We start from the raw sequence: 25,640 nt of genomic DNA on the forward strand, positions 1-25,640 counted from the left end.
TCCTGCCGCTTGGAGGTCAAGGAAATCTTCAAGCGGCGGAGAAATTCACTCTATGGGCCGTGCAAATACAGCTCAGCAGCAGAGGAGAGATAGATCAATGGATCAGTTCAGCAGCAGGACCGTCGCAGTATTCTCCCGATCCTTCACCTTGCCGGGCTTTGATGAGGCGCTCCCTGCCGGAGAATATGATATTGAAACCGAATTATCCGCGCCTCCTGACCACCTGGATCCTCAAGCCTGGAAGGCTTCGGTTCTGGTGCATCTGCATCCCCGGAAATCACACCCTGGTCTGGTGAGGAGCCTGACCGTTTCTTTGGCGGATCTCGACAGTGCTCGGGCCAAAGACAAGCTTTCTGGAAAAGAGCTGTCGACGTTCCTTTTCGAGGAAATGCTTGCCGATCCGATGGTGCGCCTCGTTATGCAATCCGACGGTGTCTCCGAAGCTCAGATCCGGCACCTTTACTCTGGATTGGGAATATCAGAGGCGGATGGCGAACGGCATGACTAGCAGTTTGTGCGCAGACCCAAAAAGAGCACCACTTAATGATGGAGGCAGGCCAATTTTGGCCAATACCGACCAAAATGAAGTATTCTTGTCTCCGGCCTGCGGAGACGTGCCGCGGGAGCGCCGATGCCTTCGCTGCAACACCGCGTTCTGGAGCGAAGGGTTCGGTGAGCGGATCTGCCGACACTGCAAAGCGTCTGACCTGCCCCCCGTGATATCCTTCACCATGTTGTAGTGTCTGCCCACTCGTGCTCTGAGCCCCAACCTTGGACCGCCAGAAGCTGGATTTTTCCGGCTCGGTCACGATGACGGGCTGGTGACGCCATCGGGATAATGCATGGCAATCGGGACGTTGTATCCGATTGCGCTGTACGGCCTGTCCTCGTTGTAGTGCCGACGCCAATCCTCCAGCTTTTCGCGGGCCTCTGCAAGGCTCATGAACCAGTGTGCGTTCAAGCATTCCGCCCGGAGCTTGCTGTTAAACGCCTCAATGAAGCCATTGTCCGTGGGCTTTCCAGGCCGTGAGAAGTCGAGGGTAACGTCGTTGGCGTAGGCCCAGAGATCGAGGTCCCGCGAGATGAACTCGCTGCCGTTATCGACTCTGATCGTCTTGGGGTAGCCGATCTGCCCGCAGACCCGTTCGAGCGTCTGCACAACATCTTCGCCCCGATTGGTGAAGCGCGGATCGGCCGCTGGGCAGAGCCGGGAATGCGTGTCGACAACGGTCAGGATGCGCAACCTCCTACCCAGGGCGAGCTGGTCGTGAACGAAGTCCCTTCCGGCAGATTGCGCTAGCGCAATCGCCTTTCGGGCAGTGCATCGCCCAGACACCGTTCGGCCCGACGGCTTCCTGACGGTCTTCTCTGAGCTATGCCTTCACCCGGCGCTTGGGGTGCTTATTCCTGAGCTTCAGGCCCAACCCGTTGTAAATCCTGCGTGTCTTCTTCATGTTGATCACCCAGCCCTCCCGTCTCAGAAGCACGTGGACGCGCCTGTAGCGGATATGCCGGCACGCAATCTCGGACCGGCGTCGCAGACCAGCCACCTGCGGGCCTGCAAGCGGTTTGCCTCCTGGCTCGGGCGATCTCCGGAGACAGCCTCACCGGATGACGTGAAGCCAACCGCAAGAAGGGCATGTATGTGAAGGCCGACTTTGCCTATGACGCGGATGCGGATATCTACCGATGCCCGGCAGGTGAGACGCTGACATACCGCTACACGACCGAAGAAGGCGGCCTGGTGGTACGGCGATACTGGACCAGCGTCTGTCAGGCCTGCCCTGTCAAGGCGCGCTGCACGACCGGCAGGGAACGTCGTATCACCCGATGGGAACACGGTAAGCGCCCGATTTTTACCGCAGCGGTTGATTGTTGACGCGGGCGATGATGTCGGGCTCAGCGACGAAGTCTTCGAGGAAGCTGTGCCATGCCTCAACGGACACTCGTGCTGATGCCAGCATGTCGCGCAATTCGTCGATGCCCTCGTCGGTCAGCGCCGTAATGTAGTCGTCCCGTCCGATGTGGACGCTGACGATGTTGCCGTAGGAGAGGTTGTCGTCGTTGCTGACGATGGCCTCGAGAAGTCCAGGATCCTCGCCCAGCAGGCTGGCGACATGGGCGATGGAGCAGACGTAGGTCGTCGCTGCCATCACGCAGCCTCGCTGCGTTTCTGATCTGCCGGCTTCCAGTTCCAAGGGAGTAATTCGGCCAGCCGGTTGACCATGTGATCGTGGATACGGTCCAAGACATCTGCGAGGTAGGCCTGCGGATCGAGGCCGTTCATCTTTGCCGTCTCGATGACGGTCATGGCGCGGGCGAGCGTTTCACCGCCGGTATCCGAACCCGCGAATAGCCAGTTCCGCCTGCCAACGCCAATGGGCCGCAGCGCGCGCTCGGCGGGATTGTTGTCGATGGCCACGCGCCCGTCCTCCAGAAACAGCGTGAATGAAGCCCAGCGGCTCAGCCCGTAGCGGAACGCCTTGGCCAGATCACTCTTACCGGGAATACGGGTGAGCTGCCTTTCGGCCCAGTCCCGGAACGCATCAACCTTGGGCTTGCTTTCCTTTTGGCGCACGGCCAGCCGCAGTTCGGCAGGCTTGCCGCTGATTTCCCGTTCGATGTCGTAGAGCTTGCCGATACGGTCGAGCGCCTCGCGCGCGATTGCGGATTTCGTCGCGGTCCAGACATCGTGAAAGTCGCGGCGAAGATGCGCCCAGCACGCGGCCTCCCGGAACTGGCTCTTGCCGTCCAGGTCCGCGGCATAGAGCTTGGCATACCCCTTGTAGCCATCAGCCTGGAGAATGCCGCTGGTCTCGCTAAGATGGGCGAGGACATGCTCTTCCTTCCAGTCCGGGGCAAAGTGATAGACCGCACCCGGCGGGGCCGTGCCCGCCCATGGGCGCTGATCCCGGACATAGGCCCAGATCCGGCCTTTCTTGACGCCCTTTCCGAGCCCCTTGTCGCGGCGGCCGCGATCGAGAACCCGGATGGGCGTGTCATCTGCGTGCAGAAGATTGCTGGCCATGATCTCGGCCTCGATCTTCTCGATCAGCGGCGCCAGCGTCTTCATTGCCCCGCCGCACCAGTCGACCAGGGTCGTGTCAGGGATGTCTGCCCCCATGCGGGCGAAGATCTCGTTCTGACGATACAACGGCACGTGGTCGTCGAACTTCGAGGTCAGCACATAAGCCAGAAGGTTCGGGCCCGCCATGCTCCGTGGGATCGGACGGCTGGGTGCCGGGCTTTGAACCATACGCTCGCAGCGCCGGCAGGATTTCTTGATACGCGCGATCTCGATGACCTTCAGCTGGGCTGCAATCATGTCGATCAGCTCGCTGACATCCTCCCCGACCACACGCAGATCGCCCCCGCAATCCGGGCAACTGTCGCCGGGGTCAAGCTCGCGGCGTTCGCGCGGCGTGTCCTGCGACACCTTCGGACGGCGGCGCCTCGACTCCCGCGGTTCGGCTGGTTCCGGGGTCTGGTTGTCCGTCTCCGGCTCATCATCGCCCTCCGGCGGCAGTTCATCCGCCTCGGCGAGCGCAACCTGCAGGTCCTCCAGCGCCAGTTCCAGTTGCTCGATCTCCCGCTCGATCTTTTCCGAACTGGAGCCGAATTTCTGCTTCTGCAATCTGGCAATCCGGACGCGCAGCGCCTGAACCAGCAGATCATGCGCCCGCAAACTGGCGGACATCTTTTGGTTTTCCGCCTGCAACGCGGCGATCATCGCCTTCAGAACGGCGGGATCATTGGGGAGAGGCGTGGCTTCTACGGACATGGTGGTGGATACCATTCTCCCAGATCGGACGCCATAAAAACAAACAATTCCAGAGAGATAAATCAGCCCGTCCGGGCTGGTGGCGCGCCCCAATCCGGCCTGCGCCAGTCGATCCCCTCCCAGAGCATGGCCAATTGAGCGGCGGTCAGACGCACGCTGCCATCCGTCGCCGCAGGCCATGGGAAACGACCCTTCTCCAGGACTTTGTAATACAGGCAAAAGCCCTGGCCATCCCAATACAGAAGCTTCACCCTGTCGCCGCGGCGCCCTCGAAACGCGAACACGGCACCGTTCGATGGCCGCTGCCTCAAGACATCCTGCGCGATCGCTGAAAGCCCCGCGATACCTTTGCGCATATCAGTGTGACCGCAGGCCAGGTAAACGCGAATGCCGGTGCCCGGGCCGATCATGCCGCCTCCACCGCCTGGATCAAACGGGTCAGCACCGCCGCATCCACATGGGCATCGACCCGCAAGCTGCGACCATTGCGCAGAACCACCTCAATCAACGCCAAGCTCGCTTCAGGGGCGCACGCTTCCGGCGGTTCCGGCGGCGACGTAATATCGACGGGCAGGAATAGCGTCGCGTCGTCTGGCGTCAGAAGCCCCTTCCTCCTCAGCTCGTATCGCCAGGCATAGATCTGCTGCCGCCTGATCTCGTGGCGCTGTGCGACCTGCGACACGGTCGCGCCGTTCACCCCGACCGAAAGCACAATCGCCAACTTCTCGTCGTCACTCCAGCGGCGCCGACGCTCCAAGCCAAGAATTTCGCCCCGCACAGCTGCCTCCCTCCCTGTAGGAGACGTCATTAAAGACGTCTTTATGGACGTCTCTTAGCAATCTCCAGGACACACGAGCAGGCGGTTCAAATCGGGCGGTTACGGAACACGAGCATCTGGTCGACGAGATGCGTGGCCGTTTGAGCCGAGACCCGGCCTTGATGGGCCTCCGCCGCTCAACCGTCGAGCACACATTCGGCACAATCAAGAGCTGGATGGGAGCGACGCACTTCCGGATGCGAACGCTCAAGAACGTCCGCACCGAGATGGCCTTCCATGTCCTCGCCTATAACACCAAGCGGATGATAGCCCTGATCGGGGTACGTGGGCTTCTTACTGCCATTCCGGCCTGATGGGCGGCGCTCAGCTCAAATCGTACAGCAAAAAACGCCACAAGAGCGCGGATTCAGCCCCCTCCGGCGAATAAGGCGCTAAAGTGACCCAAAATCCGGCTGCCTCTACAAAATCGACTGAAACATCCTCATCGTCGAGAAACCAGGCGAGTTTCCACACACCCTCGGCTGGCTGCCGTCATGCCTGGGAGCAACCGAGATCCGCTCTGGTCTTTCAGGGCGGTTGCCTGGTCGCCGCGGCGCCGAAAGGCGGCAGTGAGCCCAAGTTGCTCATTGGATTTTCTCGCTGCGCGCCCGCAGCACAGAAAATACGGCAACTGCGAAAATTTCGGAGCTGCCTTGCAGCGGCGAAATCTGCAGTTCATGCCGAGTGCAGAAAACCCGAAACGAAAATTCACACAGGCGCGACGCAACTGCCGATCGCCGCAATTGCTCCGACAACCGCGCGCAGCTTCGCAAGCACTTCGGCACCTTCACCGCGGTTTACAACTTTGCGAGTAGGCTCAGGGCCCTCAACAGCCTTAAGCCTTAGCCTACGAATACATCTGCAAAATCTGGACATCCGAGCCAGATCGATTCATCTCAAATCCGATCCGCCAGATGCAGGGGCTGAGCACCTAACCTGCTAAGTGGGTGTGAGGCTCATCCCATTTTGCTTCTGCGTCAAGCGCAACCGGCCAAAGATCTTGCCACTGGCCAAATATCAGGCGCTGCACCGCAATAAGTCCGGTTCATGTCCTTTGGGCCGATTTTCTGCGATAAAGCGCGAAACCATCACCAACCATCTTATGTCTGAGCAGACGACTCCGGAAGCAGTATACCTAGACCTCGTCGGCCGCCATTCAGGTCAGTTATTCGTCAGCTTCATTCAGCTCTACTGCCTCTGCATCAAGCGCATCCGCCAATACCACTGCGGGCGCGCCCGGGGTGAAGACCGTCTGGGCGGTGGGGGGATTGCCGGCGGTGGTTCGGTTGACGCGCAGTTCCCGATAAGCGGTATACATCCCGCTCACCACGATCAGCACCATTCCGACGAAAGTGGTGTTGGGCGGCACCTCCCCCCATAGCAGATAGCCGAGGGCCGCAGCCAGAGGCAGATAGCTGTAGTCAAAAGGTGCGATCACACTCGCATTTGCTATCTGATAGGCGCGGGAGACCAGGGTGTAGGCCACTGTTCCGATACTCCCTAATAAAGCGAGCATAGCGATGCCCTCCGCCTGAGGTACCGGCCAGCCCATACGGAGGTGACTCAGTTCAGGTGTGATCTCAATCATCTGCGACACCGCGTATCCCATCGGTATGATAAGAACGCCCGAGAATGAGATGGTGTAGAGACCGATGGTCAGAGAGGTGTCTTGCTCTCCGATCTTGCGCACAATTGTCTGACTGATTGCGTAGGTGAGAGCGCACAGAAGCGGCAGGATGGCAATCCAGTCAAAGCTGCCGCCTGCCGGGTTCATCGCAATGACAACACCTGCGAAGCCAACAAGCAGTGCTGCTGCACGGTGAAGCCCGATCTTTTCTTGCAGGAAAACGGCCGCAAGCGTCGCGGTCATCAGAGGTGCCGAAAAGAACAGTGTAGTGACCTCAGCCAGTCCCATGAAGGGAAATGCTGAATAGAACATCGCGAATCCGGAGGCAAATAGCACGGCGCGCGCCAAATACCACGGCCAGAGAGGGGTGAAGATGCGATGCGGCGCACCTAGCCAAAGGACGAGCGGCAGTAGAGTTAACAAGGCGACGATGGACCGGACAAAAATCAGCATCCACACCGGATAATGGGTCAGCATGTCTTTCATCAGAACGTCCTGCCCGACAAACAGGACCATTCCAGTGAGCACACAGGCGATCCCTTGGGCAGTTCGGGGCAGCGGCGCTACGTCTATTTCTGAGGAGGCTGTCATAACGGCAGCCTGCCAAATTCAACAAGTGTGTCTTGCGCTTCAGCGACCTGAATGTCGGTATCATCAGAAGGGCAATATCAGCCGAAGAGTTCTTTGCGCCTTACAGCATTTTTTCGCCATTTTGATCGTGCGACCGCATTCAACAGCAGCTTTGGCAGACCGCTTTGCGGCTTTTGGTGATTGAACCTTTGTACCGCAACCAGCCTGCAGGACTTGTGTAGGTAGCAGATCGCCCTTGGCTCCCTACAGGCCAGGCTGACCGTAATGCAGCCACAGCAACTATCGGTGCCCTGGCGCGCGCCGCCCTTACACCAGCGGCAACCGACCGAAGGTCCCCAGTTATTGCCTGCCGTCAATGAAACTTCCGCTGCGATCCGCCACCGTCACGGTGCGGGAAATGATCCCGCGCTGACAAGGTGAACAGAATGACTGATCCAAGATCCACACCGAAAAAACCAAAGCCGGCACCTGTCAAACCGGCATCTGCTACTGGCAAACCTTCCCAGTCTACCTCCGGCAAGCAGTCCAGGTCCGTGGCAAACACTGGGAAAACGTAACCTGCTTCTTCGGGAGACAACCATTTACAGAGCATTCCGCACCGGTCTTCCTGCCGTGGTGATTTTGGCGCTTGCCGGGAAGGCAATGGCGCTTACGCTCACCAACATTCGGGCTGACCCGGTCACGGTGCGGTTCATGGCAGGTGGCGATACCCATGACATTAATCTGGGTCCCGGCGAATCCTCAGAGGAAGCATGTGATAAAGGCTGCCTGCTGACGCTGGCTGACGGCACCGAGCAAACCTTTCTTCCCGAAGATCATGTCCTGATCAACAGAGATGGTTTTGCACTCGCCGAATGATACAGCCGAATTTTCCCAAAGCAAATGACCACACGGGCGCCGCGGAACCGGCGCCCGTTTCAATGTTTGATGACTAACTTTCTGAATTTCCAGCCGCTGCGCCCTTTCTACGCTCAGCGCGTTGCAGCGCCTTGCGCAGCGCCTCTCCGGCAGTTTCGAGCCAGATAAAATCAAGATGCTTGCGGGTACTCTCGGGAATGTCCTCCAGATCGCGCCGGTTGCGGGCAGGCAGCATCACCCGGGTGATCCCCGCCGCAGCGGCAGCCAGCACTTTTTCCTTGATTCCGCCCACAGGCAGAACGACCCCTCGTAACGAAATCTCTCCGGTCATCGCAGTATCGCTGCGCACAGTTCGGTCCAAAAACAAGGAAACCAGCGCGGTGTAAATCGCCACCCCGGCGCTAGGGCCGTCCTTGGGCGTGGCCCCGGCGGGCACGTGGACGTGAATGTCAAGGCTGTCAAAGCTATTGGCTTCCAGCCCCAGGCTCCCGGCCTGCGCCTTCAAAAGCGACAGTGCGGTCTGGGCACTCTCCCGCATCACCGCCCCCAACTGGCCGGTGAGGATCAGCCGCCCCTTGCCCGGTGCGCGGCTAGCCTCGATAAACAGGATGTCGCCGCCGGCAGGTGTCCAGGCCAGCCCAGTGGCAACCCCCGGCGTGCTGGTGCGAGGCGCGGTCTCATTTTCAAACAGCGGCGCCCCCAGTGCGGCCTCCACCTGCTCCGCCCCAAGCTTGCTTTTGGCCGGCTTGCCTTCAGCATAGCGGACTGCGGCAGCCCGCAGGACGGCCCCGATCTGGCGCTCCAGCTGCCGCACCCCGGCTTCCCTGGTGTAGCTGCGGATCATCAGACGCAGCGCCGGCGGTGTGAACCGGAGACGCTCATACATTAGTCCGTTGGCCCTCAGCTGACGCGGCACCAGATAGCGCTTGGCGATCTCCAGCTTTTCTTCCTCGGTGTAGCCCGGCAGGCTGATTACCTCCATCCGGTCCAGGAGCGGCCGCGGAATGCCCTCCAGCATATTGGCAGTGGTCAGGAACACCACCCGCGACAGGTCAAAATCCACTCCGAGGTAATTGTCGCGGAAGGTGCTGTTCTGCTCCGGGTCCAGCACCTCCAGAAGCGCTGCAGAGGGATCGCCCTGGATGCCGTGGCCCAGCTTGTCGATTTCATCCAGCATCAGTACGCAGTCGCGGCTGCGCGCCCGCCGCACGGCCTGAACAATGCTGCCCGGCAGCGCCCCGATATAGGTTCTCCGGTGGCCGCGGATCTCCGCCGCGTCATGCACACCGCCCAGACTGACCCGGCCAAAGGCCCGCCCCAGGGCACGCGCAATCGATTGGCCCAGGGAGGTCTTGCCAACCCCTGGCGGCCCGGCAAAGCACAGGATCGGCGCCCGGCTCTCAGGTGACAACTTGCGCACAGCCAGGAACTCAATGATCCGCGCTTTGACTTTTTCCAATCCGTAGTGGTCGGCGTTCAGAATGCCCCGCGCCTGAATCAGGCTGACCGGCTGGCTGCTTGGCACCTGCCAGGGCAATTCCACCATCCAGTCGAGCCAGTTTCTCAGAACCGCCCCCTCCCCCGCAGCGTCAGACAGGCGCGCGTAGCGGGCCAGTTCCTTGCGGGCCATTGCCTCGGCTTCCGGCGGCATTCCCGCCCGGGTGATCGCCTCGCCCAGTTGAGCAATCTCCTCCGCATTGCCGCCATCCTCGCCCAGCTCATGCTGAATTGCCGCCAGCTGCTCGCGCAGGATTGCCTCGCGGTGGCGCTCATCAAAGGCGGCACGTGTCTGTTCGCTGATCTCACGGGTGATGCGCAGCACTTCCAGCCGCCTTGCCAGGATCTTCGACACCTTGTCCAGCCGGGCAGCAATATCGACGGTTTCAAGGATCTCTTGCCGCTCCTCAATTGGGATGTCGGTATAAGCCGCTGCCAGATCCGCCAGCGCGCCCGGCTCGGTGGCTGCATGTGCTGCCTCTTCCAAGCCAGCAGGGCTCTGCGGCAACAGCGACAGCAGCTCTGCCGCTTGACTTCTGAGATGCAAAAACCGGGCCTCGACCTGAGGCTGATGGCTGGTCACGTCCGGCAGGCTCAGCACCCGGCCAACCGGAAACGGCGGCCCCTTCAGCAATTCGATCAGTCTGAACCGGGTCACCCCCTGGCAGATTATATGATGCCCGCCGTCGGGCGAGGTCATCAGCCGAAGGATATTCGCAGTGCAGCCAATGCGGAACAGGTCCTCTGCCCCCGGATCGCTGACCGCCGGGTTGCGCTGAAGCAGCAGCCCTACAGGCCGCGACTGGCGGATCGCCTGCTGGATTGCCGCAATGGATTTGGCCCGCCCGGTAGAGACCGGGAAGACTGTTCCGGGAAAGGCGACCACCTCGCGCACCGGCAGCAGAATCAACCCGTCTTCCGGCAGCGGAACGTTCTGCATTTCCTGCAGCGGGGCCATTTCTGAAGCGCTGGCCTGATTCATGCCGTCTCTCCCTGTCCGCTCTTGGACAGCCGGATCAGCAGATGCCCCCGCACCGTCTGCCGCTTGACGGCATAGGTGCCCGGCGGGATCGGAATACGCCGCTCGAACCGGCCAAAGGGCAGCTCCAGCCGGATCACAGTGGCATGGCACAGCTCCGGCGGCGGTTCCCGCTGCCCCCGGATGATCAGTTCGTCATTTCTAATGCGCACCTCAACGTCATCGGCCTTGGCGCCTGGCAGCACCACATAAACAAGCAGCTCGCCGTTGGTTTCCAAGAGATCCACCGGCGGTTCCCAGCAAGGCTGCCCGTCTTGCAGGGAAGTGAGCAGAAACAGCTGGCGGCAGAACTTCTCTGTCGCCGCAAGCTGCGCAATCGCGTCGGAAAGCATCATGTTCTCGGGAGGCTGCTGGTCCATGCTGCACCAGAAATTGTTCCTAGTATTCCTTGCCCGGAGTTTCTGCCGCAGGCCTCAGAGCATCCGCCTGCCAGGCTCTGGGTCAGGTTTTCCTCCGCCAGGGGCCCTGCGCGATGCACCAAGCGACCAGCACCATGATAGACCCGCCGCTTAGAGCCGCGGTCCATGCCACCGGCTCATTGTCAGTAAATCCAAGGGGCCTGGGTGAGAGGTCCCGCCAAAGACCAATTGCCGCGCAGCCCCATTCCTCCCAGTTGTTGCTGGTGTACTGGGCAGCCGCCGACAGGACTGCGGCTGCCGATCCGGCTGCGATGAAGCTCCAACTGGCCGGGATGGCCAAGCCACCGTCGGTCGGTCCTGAATAATGAAGCCACGACGTGACGGCGAGCCAGCAACCCAGGGCGGTGATGACCCAATTCTGCCAATGCTTGCGTCTCAACGGCGCGTCCTTTCCCGAAATGGCAACGAACTGCCTTACCGCCAGTCTGCCGCACTGGCACAGGATTGCATTGACGGCAATCAACGCCCCGGGCCGCAGGCTCTAGGCTGCCTGACTGCCGGCCGGTTGTTCTATCACCTTCTCACCACGGTGCCCTGTTGGCGCAGGCTGAAACCGCGGAGTTTCTGGCAATCCCTGCCAGTATCGGGCCATTCGCCCGGCTTCTTCGTGGTAATCATCCATCATCTTCTGGACATGGCGCCACTGCACCAATTGGATCTCGTCAAGACTGATGCAGCCCAGTATGCAGTGCTGCGTTTTAACGTATTCGTCGAGGCGGGCCATTGTGAATTTGCAGGCCTCCCCCCAGACTTCTGCACAGACCTGCATTGCCTGCGCTACTGGCAAAAGGACTGCGCGATCCGCAGCCTCGGGCGGTCGCTCCTTCTGAATTTGCTGACTGGACACCTTCATGACCCCCTCCGGGATTTTGCTCCGCAACAGTTTTAACAAGGCCACCCAAACCACACCCCTGCCGACGGGGCATTGACAGCGGTCATAGGACGACCGGTTCCTGCCCTGCCCGATCGGAACCGGGCGGGTTCTGGCTGATTAGGCACCGCTAATGGAAGCTTCGCCGGTGGCAGTAAGCGAGTGCTTCACCAAAGCAGAGTTATTCGACAGCGGCCCGATCGGTTCTGCCTTTCCCTCCCCTGCACCACGCTCGCCCTTGGCGATCCGCTGCAACACACCCATATTGCTTACCGCCGCCTGTTTAGGCGTCAGCATGACAATGGCCTGGTGTTGCTCCAGCTGGCTTAGCCCTCGGCACAGGGTCTCCACCGTCATATCCAGTAATGAGGCCAGGTCGCGGCGCCGCAGGTCGAAAACCACAACGGCACCTTCGCTACAGTTGCTCAGACCAGCGCCTGCCCCCCCTGCCTCGAGCAACAGCCAGCTGGCAATCCTGCACAACGTGCCGCCGCTACGCAGCAAAACCGCCCAGTCCCACTGTGCATTCAGCTGGCGGGCGGCGGAGGCAAGCAACGCCCGGCTCAGCTTGGGTTCCTTCTGCAACAGTGCCTCCAGCGCAGGCAGCGCTATCCAGCAAATTTTGACATCGCTCGCGGCATCCCAGGCAACGCCCGGCCGCTCCGGAAACGCCGGGCCAGCCCATTCACCCGGTTGCAGCAGCTGCAGCACATGCGCCGCGCCGGCTTCCGTGATGTTTACGATTTTCACCGTGCCTTCCACGATGATGCCGCCGTACCCAGCCTCTTCGCCCTGCGGCACAATCGTTTCTCCCGCCCGGAATCCGGCCAGATGAGCCCGACTTGAAAATGAAGCAGAGGCCTGTTCTCCCGCTGCTGCGCAAATACCCACGTGGTTGACCGGGCACCCCCGGCATCGCCCTACAGAAGCAGTGGCTGTCAATGTCCCGTAATGCATTCCGGCTCTCCCCCCAGACAGGATGAACCAAGCAGGCACGGCGCGACTCAGCGGCGCAGCGCTGCCAGCGGAGTGCCAGTCTGCGCCTGCCAGCCGTTTTGAGGAATAGACTGTTTTGTAAAGAATTGTGCGCAAAGCGCTCCCAAAGCTGCGAAACTTTCAGTCCAAAATTTTATCGTGATACGCGGCTGGCAGCAGACTTCCCCCCGAACAGTCTTCTCTCCTCTCGGCCTGCCGCGGACCACTGCTGTACAAAGGAATCTTCAGACGGCACAGACCCCGATTTTCCGTTCTTCAGCCTGTGCCGTTTCCGGCTTGAAACGCGTCACAAAGAAAAATTCTTTTGCTGAACACAAGCCTCCTGGTCCTCAGCTACCCGACCAGCCTCATGCCCCAAACAACTACTACCTTACCGTCCCCACCTAGCGACACCTGTTCTGCCAGCTGAAAACCGCGTACTGTTAAACACGCCTATTCTCCTCTGCCCAATTGATCCTTCAGCCGGGTGTCCTGGCAGGAATTCCCGGCTGAAGGAGGTTCCGCGGCAGCTGGAAAGCTCCGGCTGCATTTAGCCGTCATGGGGACAAGCTGCGTACCACGCATATGTCGCAGATTCCCGGCTGTACGGCATTGATGGCGGTCAATCGCCCCCCGGCCCCGCTGTGGCACAGTTGCGGAAAGACCGGAACAGCGGAGGCGCTGGTATGGAGTTCAAGGATTATTACCAGGCGTTGGAATTGGAAAGGGACGCCGTCAGCAAAGAGATCAAGCGATCTTACCGCAGGCTGGCGCGCCAGTTTCATCCCGACATCAACGCCTCTCCCGAAGCCGAGACGCGGTTCCGGGAGATTACCGAAGCATACGAGGTGCTGAAGGACCCTGAAAGGCGCGCCGCCTATGACCGGCTCTGGAACCAGCAGCAACAATCCTCCGGCAAGGCTTTCACACCGCCGCCTGGCTGGCGGCAGGGCTTCAGCTTTACCAGCGGCGGCGCTGAAGGGGGCGAAGTCTTCAGCGACTTCTTCGAAACCCTGTTCCGGCGGCCCTCGCCCTTTACCAAGACACAGCACGAACGCAGCACCAGACAGCACGCCCGCATCCGGATCGATATCCAGGACGCCTACACTGGCGGCAGCCGGGTCCTGACGCTGCAAACACCTGTCGCAGCCGCAGATGGGACCGTGCAGCTGCAGTCCCGCGAAATCCCGGTCTACATCCCCAAGGGGATTGTGGAGGGCCAGCACATCCGCCTGCCCGGCCAAAGTCCGCCGTCTCCCGGCGGCGGTCCGCCCGGCGACCTGCTGCTGGAGGTGGTCTTTGCACCCCATCCGGTTTACCGGGCCGACGGCAGGGACCTGTATCTCGATCTGCCGGTGGCGCCTTGGGAGGCGGCGCTCGGCGGCAAAATCCGGATGCCAGCGCCAGTTGGCAGCCTCGCGGTGAAAGTGCCGCCCAACGCCCGCAATGGCCAGATGCTGCGCCTTAGGGGCAAAGGGCTGCCAGGGTCGCCCTCCGGCGACATCTACGCCACCCTCAGGATAGTCAATCCCAAGGTCACGACCGATGCCGCGCGCAGACTGTTTGAACAAATGGCCCGGGAAATCCCGTTCAACCCGCGTGCCAGCATTGGGGGATAAGCACATGAAAGCCACCGCATCGGGCAGCCAGGTTCTCGACAGTCTTAACCTGGAGGAATTATGCCGTTTCTGCCGCACCGAAGAAAACTGGGTCGTGGAACTGGTGCAGCAGGGCGTACTGGATCCCGAAGGCACTGGAGCGGCGAGCTGGCGCTTTCGCGGCCTGTCCATCATCCGCGCCAAGAAGGCGCGGCGGCTCAGCCGCGATCTGGGTATAAATACCGCCGGCGTGGCGCTGGTGCTGGACCTTCTCGAACAGCGGGAACATCTCCTGCGGCGGCTCGGCCGGTACGAAAAGTTCTGACCGGCGGCAAGCAGGCTGTTGTCGGCGGTCAATGCCGTTTCGGCCTAGAAGGTTATCCTCCCAACGTTCAGCACAGGAGGCAGCCATGATAGTCAGACAGGCCATGTCGCGCGCAGCTGCGGCCGCTGGGGCCAATACCCCTATCCGCAATATCGCGCGTATCATGCAGCAGCAGAACGCGGGCGCAGTTGTCATCGGCAGCAGGGACTGCCTGCTTGGCATTCTTACTGACCGGGACATCGTGATCCGGGTACTGGCAGCTGGCGGGGACCCCGCCACGGTGACCGCCGGCGAGGTTATGACCCGCAACCCGGTCTATTGCAGCGCCGATGAACCTTTGGATGATGCGGTCTTCCTGATGGAGATCGGGCGGTTCCGGCACATGCCGGTGCTGGACGGAAAGGGGCGGCTTTGCGGCATGCTCAGCCTCGGCGGCCAGCCACAGCAGGCGGCGCAGGACCAAGGGAGTGAAACCGCTGCATGAGCTGGCTAGTGGCGCAGGTGTCATACCAGGAACGGCATCAGCGCGCTGGCAAGGCTGAGGACCAGGAAAAACCCGGCCATGTCCGTGATCGTGGTCAACAGCGGCCCGCTGGCGGCTGCAGGGTCCTGATCGGCACGTTTCAGTAACAAGGGGACGATACCGCCGATTGACACATAGGGGTGCTGACCTCGATACCGTTCGAAATCCTCGGTATCCGAAACAAACCGCAGCAAGACTTCGCCGACCCGGTCAGATTCCTGAAACGTGAAGGCCTCCGCAGCCATAAAACCGCCGGCGACGTGGCTATCGTAACTTGAAAGACGCCTGACGTCAGCTGCATCAGCCGGCGTCAAACGAGCCAGAATAGCCTCCGCATCATCAAGACCGCCGATCACATCGGCCTTGATGTTCGACCCCAGCTAATCAATGATCCCGGCCGCGGTCCCGGATTCCAACCCCACCACCAAGCTGGCAGCCAGCTCGTTCGGGGCTGCTTCTACGATTTCCGCAGCCCGTGCCGCAGGAAGCAGCGACAGCGCAAGGCTCCGGTCCTCTGGCGGAAGGTTGGTCGGCTCTCGCAGCGCTTCACTTAGTGCAAGCGGCTCTAGCACGTCTGCCAACGCCGTACCGTCCGGCTCTGCCCGCGCCCGGCTAAGCCGCTCTTCGGCCTCGTCCACGTTACCGGGATCTGTCCTGGTATCGGCCATGCTTTTCTCACTCTGTCTGTGCGGCAGCGGAACCAACCCATCGAAAGACGGTGCCGCCCTGCTGCAACTTCACCGCAAGGCTTCAGCCCGCAGTACCGGCAAGCCGCTAGGCCGCGTTAGAAATCCTTACCGTCCAAGCCGCCAGGGTAACCAGAGTGTGCAGCCGCCTTGGAGTGATCCACCACCACCGCCTCGGTGGTCATCATCAGACCGGCAATCGACACAGCGTTCTGCAAGGCAATCCGCACCACCTTGGCTGGATCCACAATCCCCGACTCAAACATGTCGGCCAAGCAATCGTTTTGCGCATCATAGCCCCAGGCGGTGTCGTTCTTCTCCAGAAGCTTGCCGACGATCAACGCTTCATCCTTGCCCGCATTCCGGACAATCCGGCGTACCGGTTCTGCCGCCGCCTTGCGGATGATGGCGATGCCCGCCCGCATATCGCCGTTTGCGGCCTCCAACCCATCCAGCGCCAGCGCAGCATAGAGCAGCGCTGCGCCGCCACCCGGCACGATCCCTTCCTCTGTTGCCGCGCGGGTGGCATGCAGCGCATCCTCGATCCGGTCCTTGCGCTCCTTCACCTCGGCTTCGCTGGCCCCACCAACCTCGACAATCGCCACACCGCCGCTCAGCTTCGCCAGCCGCTCCTCCAGCTTTTCACGATCATAGTCAGACTGTGTCTCTTCGATCTGCTGCCGGATCGCGTTGCAGCGCGCCTCGATCTCCGGTTTTGCACCGCCGCCGCCGACCAGCGTGGTGTCGTCCTTGGTGATTATCACCCGCACCGACTGCCCCAGCATGTCCAGCGTGACATTCTCCAGTTTCATGCCCAGATCGGCCGAAATGACCGTGGCACCGGTCAGCACAGCAATGTCCTGCAGAATCTCCTTGCGCCGATCGCCGAAACCAGGCGCCTTCACCGCGGCGCATTGCAGGCTGCCGCGCAGCTTGTTGACAACCAGTGCCGCCAGGGCCTCCCCGTCCACATCCTCGGCAATCACCAGCACAGGCTTGCCGTGCTTGATCACCGCTTCCAGCACCGGAATGAATGGCGCAAGGTTCGAGATTTTCTTGTCAAACAGAAGGATGAATGGAGTTTCCAGCTCCACGCTGAGGATTTCCGCGCTGGTGATGAAGTAGGGCGAAAGGTAACCGCGATCAAATTGCATGCCCTCCACCGTTTCCAGCCGTGTCTCGCGCGACTGGGACTCCTCGATGGTGATCACCCCAGTCCGCCCCACCCGCTCCATCGCCTCGGTCAGGATCTGTCCGGCTTCGCTGTCGCCATTGGAAGCGATGGTCGCAACTTGAGTGATTTGCGCGCTGGTATTCACTGGTCGCGAAAAGCCCGCCAGTGCTTCCACCATCGCAGCAGCGCCGCGGTCAATCCCGCGTTTCACGTCCATCGGGTTCATCCCCGCTGCAACCGCCTTGCAGCCCTCGCGCAGGATGCAGCGAGCCAGGACCGTGGCGGTGGTTGTGCCGTCGCCTGCCAGCTTGGCGGTACGCTCGGCCACCTCGCGGATCAGGCGGATTCCGATGTTTTCAACCGGGTCCGGCAGCTCAATCGCCTTGGCCACGGACACCCCGTCCTTGGTGGAGCGCGGCGCTCCAAAACTTTTTTCGATCAGCACATTGCGGCCGCGAGGACCCAGCGTCGCGTTCACCGCGTCAGCAAGAACATTGACACCGCCCAACATCCGGTGCCGGGCGTTCTCGGAAAAAATGATGTCTTTCGCACCCATGGGACTGATCCGGCCAAAAGTTGTCTCGTACCGCGAAAATGTGCCATGCGCCTGAACTGTAAAAGCGCTTCAGTGATGATTTTTTCTCGCCTGTGTTATCGAGAATTCAAATACATCATATTTTCCAGTGTTCTACACGCCATCCGCAGGCCCATTCCGCACCCTGGTTCCGCCACCGAGGGCATACTGCCGCAAAAACTGCGCCGCCTGCCCCGCATACTCGCCGCGCTGGCCTGCACTAGTCACGGCATAGGTGGAATAGCCAAATCGCGGCGCCCCTTCTATCCGGCGCAGCCAGCCCGCCCTCAGATCCGCCGCAACCAGCCGTTTAGGAAAGTAGGCAGAGGCCGGCACGTTCCTCAGGTGTTGCAAGGCCAGCGTACCAATGTCCAGCTGCAGCCCCGGCGTGCGAATGTCCGGCAAGACCAGCAGGTGATCGGCGCGAAATTCCGGCCCCCAGTCGACCAGCACATATTCAGTGCCGAACGGATCCGCGCTGCTATCCGGGTTGCTGCTGACCAGCACAAATTCATCCTCGAACAGCTGCTCCACCGCCAGCCCCGCCGCCGCTTGCGGCCGGTATGCGACCATCAGATCCAGTCCGCCTTGGCCGAACAATTGGACCAGAGTGTCAGACGCCATGGCTGAGGCCCGCACTGCCAATCCCGGAAGCGCCCGCCGCAGACCCGGCAAGGCCCCGGTCAGGAACCCGTCCCACAGACTGGAGGGCGCACCGACCGCCAGCACCGCCTCCATCCCGGCAGGCAGCGCCGCATCCAGTTTGGCCTGCATCCAAGTTCGCGCCAATGTCTGCGCATGGCGCTGGAAATGCCGTCCAACCTCTGTCAGCGTTGCCCCAGTCTTGCTGCGGTCAAACAGGCTCCGCCCCAGCTGCTGTTCCAACGCCCGGATGCGCAGGCTGACGGTCGACTGAGCCACATGCACCCGCTTCGCGGCCTCCAGAAAGCTGCCGGTTTCGGCCACTGCCAGAAAGGTCCGTGCCAGCTCGATATCCATGGCTCATCTCCAATGCCGGGCGGCACAGTCTAGCAGAAGCCATCCGTGTCCCGAAGCGCAGATACGCCACTCTTGCCCGCCGTCAATGAAACTTCCGGCATTTGGTTCAAACTGGTGCCACCGCGGCGAAAGGCGCTGCGGCGCGTTCGGGAAGCCAACTATGAAAGACACCACACTCCGACGGGAAATCATCGAGGAACTGGACCTCGTCCCCAGCATCGACGCGGCCTCAATCGGCGTCTCGGTGGAGGATGGGATCGCGACCCTCACCGGCCATGTTCCAACCGGCGCACAGAAACAGGCAATCGGCAAGACCGTCAAACGCGTCAGCGGCGTACGCGCTGTTGTGATGGAGATCGAAGTGCGCTCCATTGGCGAGCATCTGGACGCAGACGATAAGATCGCCAAGCGCGCGGTAGAAGCGCTGCGCTGGAGCGACTCGGTCCCCAGGGACGCAATAAAGGTTGAGGTCGAGCACGGCGTTTTGACCCTCACCGGCCAAGCCGGTCGGAGCTATGAGAAAGCCGCCGCCGAACGGGCCGTGGAGAAGGTTTCGGGGGTAAAGCAAGTCATCAACCAGATCGGGATCACCTCTGCAGTCAGCCACACAAACGTTCGAATGCGCATTGAAACCGCCCTGCGGCGCGACGCCGCCAGGGAGGCCAAGGGGATTCTGATCAAAGTCGACGACCGCGCGGTCACATTGACCGGGCGGGTCCGCACCGAGGCTGAACGGGATGCTGCCCGCCGCGCCGCCTGGGCAGTGCCGGGCGTCAGCAGCGTGGTCGATGGTCTCAACGTGGAACCGTGATCCCCCCGTTTCAGAAATGGTCCTGCCAATGAACCGTGCCCATTGGCAGGACTGCGTGAGTTTCACCGCCGGTCTCCGGCTCCTGCTGGCGCCGCTTGCTTTCCGTATTGACTGGCCCGCCGGCCTTTACCTTACGCATATCGCCATGAACTCCTTCGCATCCGGTCTGACGGCATCGGCACTAGCTTTGCTGGAAATGCGTGTCTTCCTCAGATGTCTGGAACTGGCCATCTTGCTGCTTGGGCTTTGGATAACCTGTGCGCCCTGGATGCTTGGGTTTCACCAGATCCCCTTCGCACGGGCCCAGTCTCTGATCTGTGGAACTGCGCTGGCGCTGATGGGAGGCCTATCGCTGCTGCACAACACTTGGAACAACATGCCCTGACCCTTGCCGCCAGCGGGCAGCGGGCAGCGGGCAGCGGGACGCAGAAGACAACAGCCGCCTCCGCCTTGACAGCTGTCAATGCACGCTTCGCAATGCCGTTCAAGATATCATTGGAGCCGCAACCAGCGAGGATGCCATGCCCGCACCAGACACGATACGTAAAGCAGCTTGCCAAATCCAGGAACCGCTTCAGAAACCTACAGCAACCTGTTCCACACTGGTTTTCATGCCGACTCCCCGCATCGGACCAGAGAGTTTGCAGCATGGCACGACAGCCCCGGCACCGCTGAATGCACAGGTTCCGGAGCACCTCGTGAACCCGGACCGCCTCTGGTATGTCATCATCAATTCTCACCGTGCGCGGATCCTGCAGGGGCTGCCTAAACCCCATAGCCCCGCCGGACTGGAGATCGTGCTGCAGGCTCCGGAACAGCACGTCCGCGACATCATCGCCGGCAAACCTGGGCGCGCCTTTGCCTCCACCGGCAGCGGACGCCCTCCGGCCACGCAACCGCACCAGTCGCCGCAACGGGCCGACCAGTGCGAATTCCTGCGCGAAGTATCCGAATTCCTGAACGCAGTGCAACGTGATCAGAAATTTGACAAGCTCGTGCTGTTTGCGTCGCCGAACATTCTGGGCGTCTGGCGCGACGAGGTACCGGACAGTCTGCAGGCGAAAGTGACACGGGAATTTGCAAAGAACCTGGTCCGCCTGCCCTACCATTCGCTGGCTAACGCAATCCGCGAGACACTCTCCTCCTGAAACACTGCACCTCTCTTCACGGCCGTTGACGGCTGTCAATGCACTTTGCAGAGCAAGCTGCCAGACTGCTGCGGCCGCCGCCCACTGCACGGGCCGCGCGGCACAGCGAATGCCCTTGCAACCCCGTTCCTAGCGATGCCACGGGCATTCCGGCAGGCCGGATCCGCCCCGGCTGTCCGGCCTGCGTCTTACCTCTCCGCCTTTCCTGCTGCCAACAGGGCTCGTCGGACCGCCCGCGCCAGCACCTGCAGCGAATAGGGCTTGGCGATCAGTTCGGCCCGCACCATCAGCCGCCGCCGCCGTGGCAACATCCGGGAGGCATAGCCCGAGGTTAGCAGAACCCCGACACCCGGGAATCTGCGGCGCAGCAGCAACGCCAAGCCATGGCCTGAAAGTCTGCCCGGCATCACAACATCGGAAAACACCAAGTCTACCGGTTCCCCCTGCTCCAGAAAAGCTAGGGCTGTCTCGCCGTCGGCGGCCTCCAGCACGGCATAGCCTAACACTTCCAGCCGCTGCAGGACCGCTTCCCGCACCAGCGGGTCGTTTTCTACGACCAGGATCAACTGACCGTCGCCAAAGGGCAGATCCGCATCCTTCCCGTCGTCCGGATCCTGCGCGACCTCAAGGGTGCGCGGCAGGTATAGACTGACCGTGGTCCCCTCCCCAGGTATGCTGTCCAGCACCAGGAAACCGCCCGCCCGGGCCACTGTCATTCCGACGCTCGTCAGCCCCAGGCCGCTGCCTGCACCGGCGGGTTTAGTGGTAAAAAACGGCTCCATCGCCTGCGTGGCAACTTCGGACGGCATTCCGCTGCCGGTGTCAGCGACGGAGATACGCACAAAATCACCAGGCATCGCACCACCTATTCCGGCAGCCTCCGCAGTCGTCAGTTGAACATTCTTCGTGGCAATCGTGACCTCACCACTGCCATTAATCGCATCACGCGCATTCGCCACCAAGTTCAAAAGAGCACCGTCCAACTCGCTTGGGTCGGCTTTCACCGGCCAGACATCCGCACCGGGATGGAACTGCAGCCGGGTATCCTCACTCAGAATTCTTTCCACAACCTGCCAAGTGTCGGTGATATGCTGGTTCACTTTTATCACAGCCGGTGCGAACCTCCGACCGCCTGCCAGTGCCAGAAGCCGCTTGTTGAAGCTGACTCCCATCTCCGCCGCCTCGCTCGCCCGCCGCAGCAAGCCGCGCGCGTCCTCATCCCGGGTTCTGAATGCTGCCAGCTCCAGATCGGCGAGGATCACCGTCAGCAGGTTGTTGAAGTCATGAGCGATAACACCAGCCAGCCGCCCGATGGGTTCCAGCCACTGCCGCTTGGATTGCTCCATGTCATGGTCACTGCCCGTCCCCGCCGCTTCGCAATACAGGCTGAGCCCCGCCACGGCTCCGTCCGGGTCCGCTGCAGGCTCTACTCGCCACCGCAGAGTTACCGTCCTTCGACCCCCGGTCGCAAAACTGTCCATTCCTGAGCTGCCACTGGCCGTCTCCAGCGCCCGGCTCAGTGCCTCACACCAGACCGCGGGGCTGTCTGGACGCAGTTGCTGATGCCGCACGCCAGCGAGGTCGCGGGCCCCGAACCCGTGCAATCGTGCCCAGGCTTTCGACCACGCGGTATAGCGAAGATCTGCGTCCAGAAACGCTAAAGCCGCCGGTGCCGCTGTAATGAACTGCGCAAGTCCGCCGCTGCGGGATGCAGACTTCTGTCCGGTAGATGGCTGTCTCTCCCTGGCCATCAACTGCGCTCCGTACTGTGCCACTGGATGTTACCACAGCAAGCCGCCTCAAGGGAGCAGCACAGTCGCAAGGGGTCAGATTGACAGCAGTCAATGCGGATCCGCACCAGCATGGCAATATCGCCAGGGCGGCAGAAGGCCGCGGTTCAAGACATGAGGATGAACCAATGAAACGGCAATTGAGTAAACAGCACTGGCAAGACTGGATCACGCTGATTGTTGGGATCTGGCTGATACTGTCCCCACGGCTGCTCGGCTTGCCAGACGGTGGTGGGGAACCGGTCCCCGGGTTTCCAGCTGCGGTCTGGAATTTCATAATCATTGGGGCTGTTGTCGCGGTTCTCGCAGCCTTTGAGCTGTTCGCCTTCCGCGAATGGGAGGAATGGATTGGTGCCGCGCTCGGTGCCTGGCTGTTGATCTCACCCTGGGTACTCGGCTTCCAAGCCACGTTTCCCGCAACAGCGAATGCCGTCGTCAGCGGTCTGATAGTCGCCGCTCTTACTGGCTGGACCGTCTTCGAAGTTTACCGCGGCGGCCACGCTTGACACATCCCGGCGCCTGCCTGCCGGACAAAAATCCGGCGGGCTGGTGCCCGCGTACCTGCCGATGCGGAAGGAACCTGCCATGACTCAGAAAATTCTTGTGGCAACCGACGGCTCCAAAGCAGCGGAGCGGGCGGTTCAGGTCGCCGCAAGCCTGGCCGCGGCCCTGAAGGCGGAGCTGATCATCCTTCATGTTCTGCTGCACGGGAGGCGCGCGGATGACCTTTTGCATCTGGCCGAAGTGGAGCACATCGTGGACCACGTAGCGGGAGAATTGGCGCTCACCAATGTGCCTGGAAATATCGGCCAGCTACTCAACGAAACCAGCCGCGCAGGCACCACTGCGCAGGCCGTCACAGCAATCGGACGGCTGATTCAGAGATGGGCCGAGAAAACCGCCCGCGCCGCAGGGGCCAGCAGCATTCGCCGCCTGACCCTGCCTGGTGAATACGCCGAAGAAATCCTGAACGTCGCCGCACTGGAAGACTGCGACATGATCGTGATCGGCAGGAATGGACTGGGACTAGTGCGGCGGTTCCTGCATGACAGCGTCTCCGATCAGGTGATGCGCCGGGCGCAATGCACTGTTGTCCTAGCCCGCTAAAACCGCAGAAAGACCCGCCATGGCAATATTAGACCACAGCACTGCGCCTGAGATCGCTCCACCGGATCTGGAGGTGCCACTTGACACAGTATGTTACATCATCGCCCTCGCCAGGGACTACGACGGCAAATCGGACTGCACCGACCCTTCTGCCAGCGGCATGGACGAGGACGACATGGCGCTTGGTATTCTTGAGGACCGCCCCTCCGACCCAGTGGAGGAGGAACTGATCTCTATCATATCCGACCTCAGCTTGGACGCGCAGATGGACTTGGTTGCACTGATGTGGCTGGGGCGTGACGGCACCAGCCTTGACGACTGGCCGGAATTGCGCGCCATGGCAGAAGACCATCAGAACGGCAGAACCGCCGGATACCTCTGTGGCACTCCTATGCTATGCGACCACTTGGCAGCGGGCCTCGATCTCTTTGGCCTCAGTTGCGGTACATTCGACGCCCGGTACGGATAGGGACCCGCACCGGGCCACAGTCTTGCGGTTCGCGCTTATTGCAAGCGGGGAAACAGCTTGTCTCGCATTAACCTTGCAAACGCGCGCAGTTTGGTCCTTCCCGGCGCCACCTTCTGCCGCCTCAGCATATGCTGAACACACCTCTGCTCCACCGAGTAATAGCTTGCTATTTCGGCACAGCTCAGCCCCAAGTCAGCCAGCGCCCCGACATATTTTTCCGGCTCCGCTCCAATCTTTCCGCAATCGACAAGAAACCACCCGGCGCTCCCCCAGTTTCGCCAGTCTCATAGGTCCAGGGAGTATTCTCCGGCGCAATCCCCTGGTTATCACCAGCGGGCCGCGGCGGCAGTTTTTCCGGGTGGGGCATTGGGCTGGCACTCTGCAAAGACAACTCTGGTAGCAGATACGGGACGCAGGGCTGCTCAACATTGACGGGCGTCAACGGCGGCAGCTTCCCGCCCGGAAATATCCCCGTTTCCGCTTATAGCCTCGGCACAGCCGCGCCACCATTGTCGGCTGTCAATGGCCGGAATCGCGCCGCTTTCTAAGCTGAAACCGCTGGCGCGTGTCTGTAACGCGCTTTTTTGTTTTGGAGGTGAAAATGAGAGTGTTTACTTACGCAGTCCCAAGCCTGGCCGCTGCCCTTGCAGCCGCCTTTGTCCTGTTGGCAGCGCCGGTCGAACCCCTAGGCAATGTCGATTCCAACCACGACAGAAAACTCAGCTACCAGGAGCTGACCCAGGCCTACCCCGATGTCAGCAGAACTCTGTTTGCCTCAATGGACTTCAGCCGGGACAATTTCCTGGACGGCGCGGAATACGACGCCGCCGCCACAGCGGGCTGCCTGGAAACACGCAGGCTGGCGGTGTCTGTGCTTCAGCATTGCCTGGCTCCGGCGCGGTGCAATCTGGACCACCACGCCAGTCAAGTGATCGCCACGAAGAACCGTACAAGCGTTTGGCCGGAAGAGAGCCGTGAGGCGTAAACCCGCCGATCCGGACGGGCCCGCAAACAGCGTTGACGCCCGTCAATGAAACCCGTTTGACAGCATCTATCCTGCTGTTGCCGGTCCGTAAAAAATACGCACCGTTTTGCAGTGGAGATTTCCATGAAAGTTTACGCATTTACAGCTGCTGTTATTGCCATGGCGGCTAGTGCTGCCCTGGCTGCGATGTCGGACGTCGATACCGACGAAGACGGCATGTCGAGCTACGAGGAACTGATAGCGGTCTACCCCGATGTCACTGAAGACCAGTTCACCGCAATGGACGCCAATGAGGACGGCAGCCTCGACCAGGAGGAAATGGACGCCGCGGCTGAAGCCGGAACTTTGGCCACGCTGGATTGAACCTGCGGCTGAAGCCATCACAATAGAGCGGCCCTGCTGTGCGGATACCACCCGCCAGCAGGGCCGTTTCGCATCTGACACCGGAAGACAAGTTACTCCTATTGGGAGCGGATCCACCCATTTCACCATGCCACTCAAAGGGCCCGCCCTAAAAAAGGATAAGGCGCGGTAAGATGAGCAGCGCAAGGAGCACCGAATTTGACAATGTCATACGCATTCCGGGTTCAGCACGGCGAAATCGATCACCGGCACGGTCAGATGCGAGACCAAGCCGACTGTACCCTCTCTGTTGCACATCCGCTGCAAGCCAGCCTCGGTTTTCGGACCGATAAACTCTTCGCCGCAGGCCGGGCAGACCAAGGCCGGAATGTTCTCCACAACCATCAGTTCCGCTTCCCGCCAGACTGCGGTTTTGACGTGCTGCTGCTTCAAGCGGCTTTGAGCGCAGCGGCCGCACAGCGGCAACTGTCCGGTTTCTTCAAGGCGGTGCTGAAGCTCATCAACATTTGCGATGTTCGTTTTCATGACTCGTACTGTCCCATAGCGCCGCATCGAAGGCCTGGTGGACCCCGGCCTGGTGCAAAGCTTTCGTTGAGCCGCGGCCCATTGTTAG

Annotated in this window: 30 protein-coding genes and 4 pseudogenes; 15 read left to right on the top strand and 19 right to left on the bottom strand. The window is 61.1% G+C overall.

From position 1 onward, the window contains the following. The first annotated feature begins 97 nt into the window (after window positions 1–97). Complete coding sequence (locus OKQ63_RS14200) at window positions 98–508, top strand: hypothetical protein (RefSeq protein WP_264210716.1); 411 nt, start codon at window positions 98–100, stop codon at window positions 506–508. A gap of 297 nt (window positions 509–805) precedes the next feature. Here OKQ63_RS14200 and OKQ63_RS14205 read toward each other — a convergent pair. After that, window positions 806–1,547, bottom strand: a pseudogene (locus tag OKQ63_RS14205) (IS3 family transposase); the annotation flags it as partial. Window positions 1,548–1,624: 77 nt separating this feature from the next. Between OKQ63_RS14205 and OKQ63_RS14210 the strand changes: the two are divergent. Next, window positions 1,625–1,840, top strand: a pseudogene (locus OKQ63_RS14210) (transposase); the annotation flags it as partial. 16 nt (window positions 1,841–1,856) lie between these two features. On the opposite strand, the gene OKQ63_RS14215 reads toward OKQ63_RS14210, so the two are convergent. The 4 genes from OKQ63_RS14215 to tnpA all read right to left on the bottom strand — a co-directional run bounded on the left by OKQ63_RS14215 (window position 1,857) and on the right by tnpA (window position 4,493). Continuing rightward, complete coding sequence (locus OKQ63_RS14215) at window positions 1,857–2,153, bottom strand: hypothetical protein (RefSeq protein ID WP_264210717.1); 297 nt, start codon at window positions 2,151–2,153, stop codon at window positions 1,857–1,859. Beyond that, entirely contained in the window at window positions 2,153–3,781 is a 1,629-nt protein-coding gene (gene tnpC / locus OKQ63_RS14220; protein ID WP_264213928.1) for an IS66 family transposase, read from the bottom strand. Before tnpC ends, OKQ63_RS14215 begins: the two co-directional genes overlap by 1 nt. 62 nt (window positions 3,782–3,843) lie before the next feature. Beyond that, window positions 3,844–4,191: an IS66 family insertion sequence element accessory protein TnpB gene (tnpB, locus tag OKQ63_RS14225; protein WP_141889229.1), complete on the bottom strand. Its 348-nt coding sequence runs from the start codon at window positions 4,189–4,191 to the stop codon at window positions 3,844–3,846. Further along, window positions 4,188–4,493 (bottom strand): IS66-like element accessory protein TnpA, encoded by a 306-nt coding sequence (gene tnpA, locus OKQ63_RS14230; RefSeq protein ID WP_264213929.1) that lies wholly within the window; start codon window positions 4,491–4,493, stop codon window positions 4,188–4,190. The genes tnpB and tnpA overlap by 4 nt, the downstream gene beginning before the upstream one ends. A 170-nt stretch (window positions 4,494–4,663) precedes the next feature. On the opposite strand from tnpA, the pseudogene OKQ63_RS14235 reads away from it, so the two are divergent. Next, window positions 4,664–4,912: pseudogene (locus OKQ63_RS14235) on the top strand (transposase); the annotation flags it as partial. 851 nt (window positions 4,913–5,763) lie between these two features. On the opposite strand, the gene OKQ63_RS14240 reads toward OKQ63_RS14235, so the two are convergent. Together OKQ63_RS14240 and OKQ63_RS14245 are read right to left on the bottom strand one after the other, a co-directional pair. Continuing rightward, window positions 5,764–6,711 (bottom strand): DMT family transporter, encoded by a 948-nt coding sequence (locus OKQ63_RS14240; protein WP_264210718.1) that lies wholly within the window; start codon window positions 6,709–6,711, stop codon window positions 5,764–5,766. Window positions 6,712–7,168: 457 nt separating this feature from the next. Beyond that, window positions 7,169–7,408, bottom strand: a complete 240-nt coding sequence (locus tag OKQ63_RS14245) for a hypothetical protein (RefSeq protein WP_264210719.1) — start codon at window positions 7,406–7,408, stop codon at window positions 7,169–7,171. Between the two features lie 50 nt (window positions 7,409–7,458). Here OKQ63_RS14245 and OKQ63_RS14250 point away from each other — a divergent pair, with 50 nt between their 5' ends. Beyond that, window positions 7,459–7,674 carry a hypothetical protein gene (locus tag OKQ63_RS14250; RefSeq protein WP_264210720.1) on the top strand — a complete coding sequence of 72 codons (216 nt, stop codon included), beginning with the start codon at window positions 7,459–7,461 and terminating at the stop codon, window positions 7,672–7,674. A 73-nt stretch (window positions 7,675–7,747) separates the two neighbouring features. Here OKQ63_RS14250 and lon read toward each other — a convergent pair whose 3' ends face one another. The 5 genes from lon to OKQ63_RS14270 form a co-directional block, all read right to left on the bottom strand. Beyond that, on the bottom strand, window positions 7,748–10,153 hold the full coding sequence (gene lon / locus OKQ63_RS14255) for an endopeptidase La (protein ID WP_264210721.1): 2,406 nt from the start codon (window positions 10,151–10,153) through the stop codon (window positions 7,748–7,750). Next, the gene (locus OKQ63_RS14260) at window positions 10,150–10,545 is read right to left on the bottom strand and encodes an Hsp20/alpha crystallin family protein (protein WP_264210722.1); all 396 of its coding nucleotides are present in this window, start codon (window positions 10,543–10,545) and stop codon (window positions 10,150–10,152) included. The genes lon and OKQ63_RS14260 overlap by 4 nt, the downstream gene beginning before the upstream one ends. Before the next feature lie 106 nt (window positions 10,546–10,651). Further along, window positions 10,652–11,092 carry an SPW repeat protein gene (locus tag OKQ63_RS26130; RefSeq protein WP_350356283.1) on the bottom strand — a complete coding sequence of 147 codons (441 nt, stop codon included), beginning with the start codon at window positions 11,090–11,092 and terminating at the stop codon, window positions 10,652–10,654. 18 nt (window positions 11,093–11,110) lie between these two features. After that, window positions 11,111–11,482, bottom strand: a complete 372-nt coding sequence (locus tag OKQ63_RS14265; RefSeq protein ID WP_264210723.1) for a hypothetical protein — start codon at window positions 11,480–11,482, stop codon at window positions 11,111–11,113. 138 nt (window positions 11,483–11,620) lie between these two features. Further along, complete coding sequence (locus tag OKQ63_RS14270) at window positions 11,621–12,457, bottom strand: Crp/Fnr family transcriptional regulator (protein WP_264210724.1); 837 nt, start codon at window positions 12,455–12,457, stop codon at window positions 11,621–11,623. Window positions 12,458–13,161: 704 nt separating this feature from the next. Here OKQ63_RS14270 and OKQ63_RS14275 point away from each other — a divergent pair. From OKQ63_RS14275 to OKQ63_RS14285, 3 genes are all read left to right on the top strand, one after another. Next, window positions 13,162–14,094 carry a DnaJ C-terminal domain-containing protein gene (locus OKQ63_RS14275; RefSeq protein WP_264210725.1) on the top strand — a complete coding sequence of 311 codons (933 nt, stop codon included), beginning with the start codon at window positions 13,162–13,164 and terminating at the stop codon, window positions 14,092–14,094. A 4-nt stretch (window positions 14,095–14,098) separates the two neighbouring features. Next, window positions 14,099–14,398 carry a chaperone modulator CbpM gene (locus OKQ63_RS14280; RefSeq protein WP_264210726.1) on the top strand — a complete coding sequence of 100 codons (300 nt, stop codon included), beginning with the start codon at window positions 14,099–14,101 and terminating at the stop codon, window positions 14,396–14,398. Between the two features lie 85 nt (window positions 14,399–14,483). Then, window positions 14,484–14,882: a CBS domain-containing protein gene (locus OKQ63_RS14285; protein ID WP_264210727.1), complete on the top strand. Its 399-nt coding sequence runs from the start codon at window positions 14,484–14,486 to the stop codon at window positions 14,880–14,882. 20 nt (window positions 14,883–14,902) lie between these two features. On the opposite strand, the gene OKQ63_RS14290 is transcribed toward OKQ63_RS14285, so the two are convergent. From OKQ63_RS14290 to OKQ63_RS14305, 4 genes are all read right to left on the bottom strand, one after another. After that, window positions 14,903–15,277 (bottom strand): magnesium transporter, encoded by a 375-nt coding sequence (locus tag OKQ63_RS14290; protein WP_264210728.1) that lies wholly within the window; start codon window positions 15,275–15,277, stop codon window positions 14,903–14,905. A gap of 24 nt (window positions 15,278–15,301) precedes the next feature. Further along, window positions 15,302–15,589 (bottom strand): hypothetical protein, encoded by a 288-nt coding sequence (locus OKQ63_RS14295; RefSeq protein WP_264210729.1) that lies wholly within the window; start codon window positions 15,587–15,589, stop codon window positions 15,302–15,304. A 116-nt stretch (window positions 15,590–15,705) separates the two neighbouring features. Next, window positions 15,706–17,337 carry a chaperonin GroEL gene (gene groL / locus OKQ63_RS14300; RefSeq protein ID WP_350356284.1) on the bottom strand — a complete coding sequence of 544 codons (1,632 nt, stop codon included), beginning with the start codon at window positions 17,335–17,337 and terminating at the stop codon, window positions 15,706–15,708. Window positions 17,338–17,469: 132 nt separating this feature from the next. Beyond that, window positions 17,470–18,354, bottom strand: a complete 885-nt coding sequence (locus tag OKQ63_RS14305) for a LysR family transcriptional regulator (protein WP_264210730.1) — start codon at window positions 18,352–18,354, stop codon at window positions 17,470–17,472. Between the two features lie 160 nt (window positions 18,355–18,514). Between OKQ63_RS14305 and OKQ63_RS14310 the strand changes: the two genes are divergently transcribed. From OKQ63_RS14310 to OKQ63_RS14320, 3 genes are all read left to right on the top strand, one after another. Next, window positions 18,515–19,165, top strand: a complete 651-nt coding sequence (locus OKQ63_RS14310) for a BON domain-containing protein (protein WP_264210731.1) — start codon at window positions 18,515–18,517, stop codon at window positions 19,163–19,165. Window positions 19,166–19,193: 28 nt separating this feature from the next. After that, entirely contained in the window at window positions 19,194–19,550 is a 357-nt protein-coding gene (locus OKQ63_RS14315; RefSeq protein WP_264210732.1) for an SPW repeat domain-containing protein, read from the top strand. Window positions 19,551–19,686: 136 nt separating this feature from the next. After that, window positions 19,687–20,313, top strand: coding sequence for a host attachment protein (locus tag OKQ63_RS14320; RefSeq protein ID WP_264210733.1), 627 nt, complete (start codon window positions 19,687–19,689; stop codon window positions 20,311–20,313). A gap of 188 nt (window positions 20,314–20,501) precedes the next feature. Here OKQ63_RS14320 and OKQ63_RS14325 read toward each other — a convergent pair whose 3' ends face one another. Then, window positions 20,502–21,713 (bottom strand): ATP-binding protein, encoded by a 1,212-nt coding sequence (locus OKQ63_RS14325; protein WP_264210734.1) that lies wholly within the window; start codon window positions 21,711–21,713, stop codon window positions 20,502–20,504. A 36-nt stretch (window positions 21,714–21,749) separates the two neighbouring features. Continuing rightward, a pseudogene (locus OKQ63_RS26135) lies at window positions 21,750–22,064 on the bottom strand (PAS domain-containing protein); the annotation flags it as partial. A gap of 167 nt (window positions 22,065–22,231) precedes the next feature. On the opposite strand from OKQ63_RS26135, the gene OKQ63_RS14330 reads away from it, so the two are divergent. From OKQ63_RS14330 to OKQ63_RS14350, 5 genes are all read left to right on the top strand, one after another. Further along, on the top strand, window positions 22,232–22,609 hold the full coding sequence (locus OKQ63_RS14330) for an SPW repeat protein (protein ID WP_264210735.1): 378 nt from the start codon (window positions 22,232–22,234) through the stop codon (window positions 22,607–22,609). 79 nt (window positions 22,610–22,688) lie between these two features. Further along, window positions 22,689–23,210, top strand: a complete 522-nt coding sequence (locus OKQ63_RS14335; RefSeq protein WP_264210736.1) for a universal stress protein — start codon at window positions 22,689–22,691, stop codon at window positions 23,208–23,210. Window positions 23,211–23,229: 19 nt separating this feature from the next. Next, window positions 23,230–23,679: a DUF3775 domain-containing protein gene (locus OKQ63_RS14340; protein WP_264210737.1), complete on the top strand. Its 450-nt coding sequence runs from the start codon at window positions 23,230–23,232 to the stop codon at window positions 23,677–23,679. Window positions 23,680–24,280: 601 nt separating this feature from the next. Then, window positions 24,281–24,664, top strand: coding sequence for a hypothetical protein (locus OKQ63_RS14345; protein ID WP_264210738.1), 384 nt, complete (start codon window positions 24,281–24,283; stop codon window positions 24,662–24,664). Window positions 24,665–24,787: 123 nt separating this feature from the next. After that, window positions 24,788–25,027 carry an EF-hand domain-containing protein gene (locus OKQ63_RS14350; RefSeq protein WP_264210739.1) on the top strand — a complete coding sequence of 80 codons (240 nt, stop codon included), beginning with the start codon at window positions 24,788–24,790 and terminating at the stop codon, window positions 25,025–25,027. A 207-nt stretch (window positions 25,028–25,234) separates the two neighbouring features. On the opposite strand, the gene OKQ63_RS14355 is transcribed toward OKQ63_RS14350, so the two are convergent. Beyond that, window positions 25,235–25,552, bottom strand: a complete 318-nt coding sequence (locus OKQ63_RS14355; protein ID WP_264210740.1) for a YgiT-type zinc finger protein — start codon at window positions 25,550–25,552, stop codon at window positions 25,235–25,237. Window positions 25,553–25,640: the final 88 nt, after the last annotated feature.

The organism is Leisingera thetidis (assembly GCF_025857195.1).
GTDB lineage: Bacteria > Pseudomonadota > Alphaproteobacteria > Rhodobacterales > Rhodobacteraceae > Leisingera > Leisingera thetidis.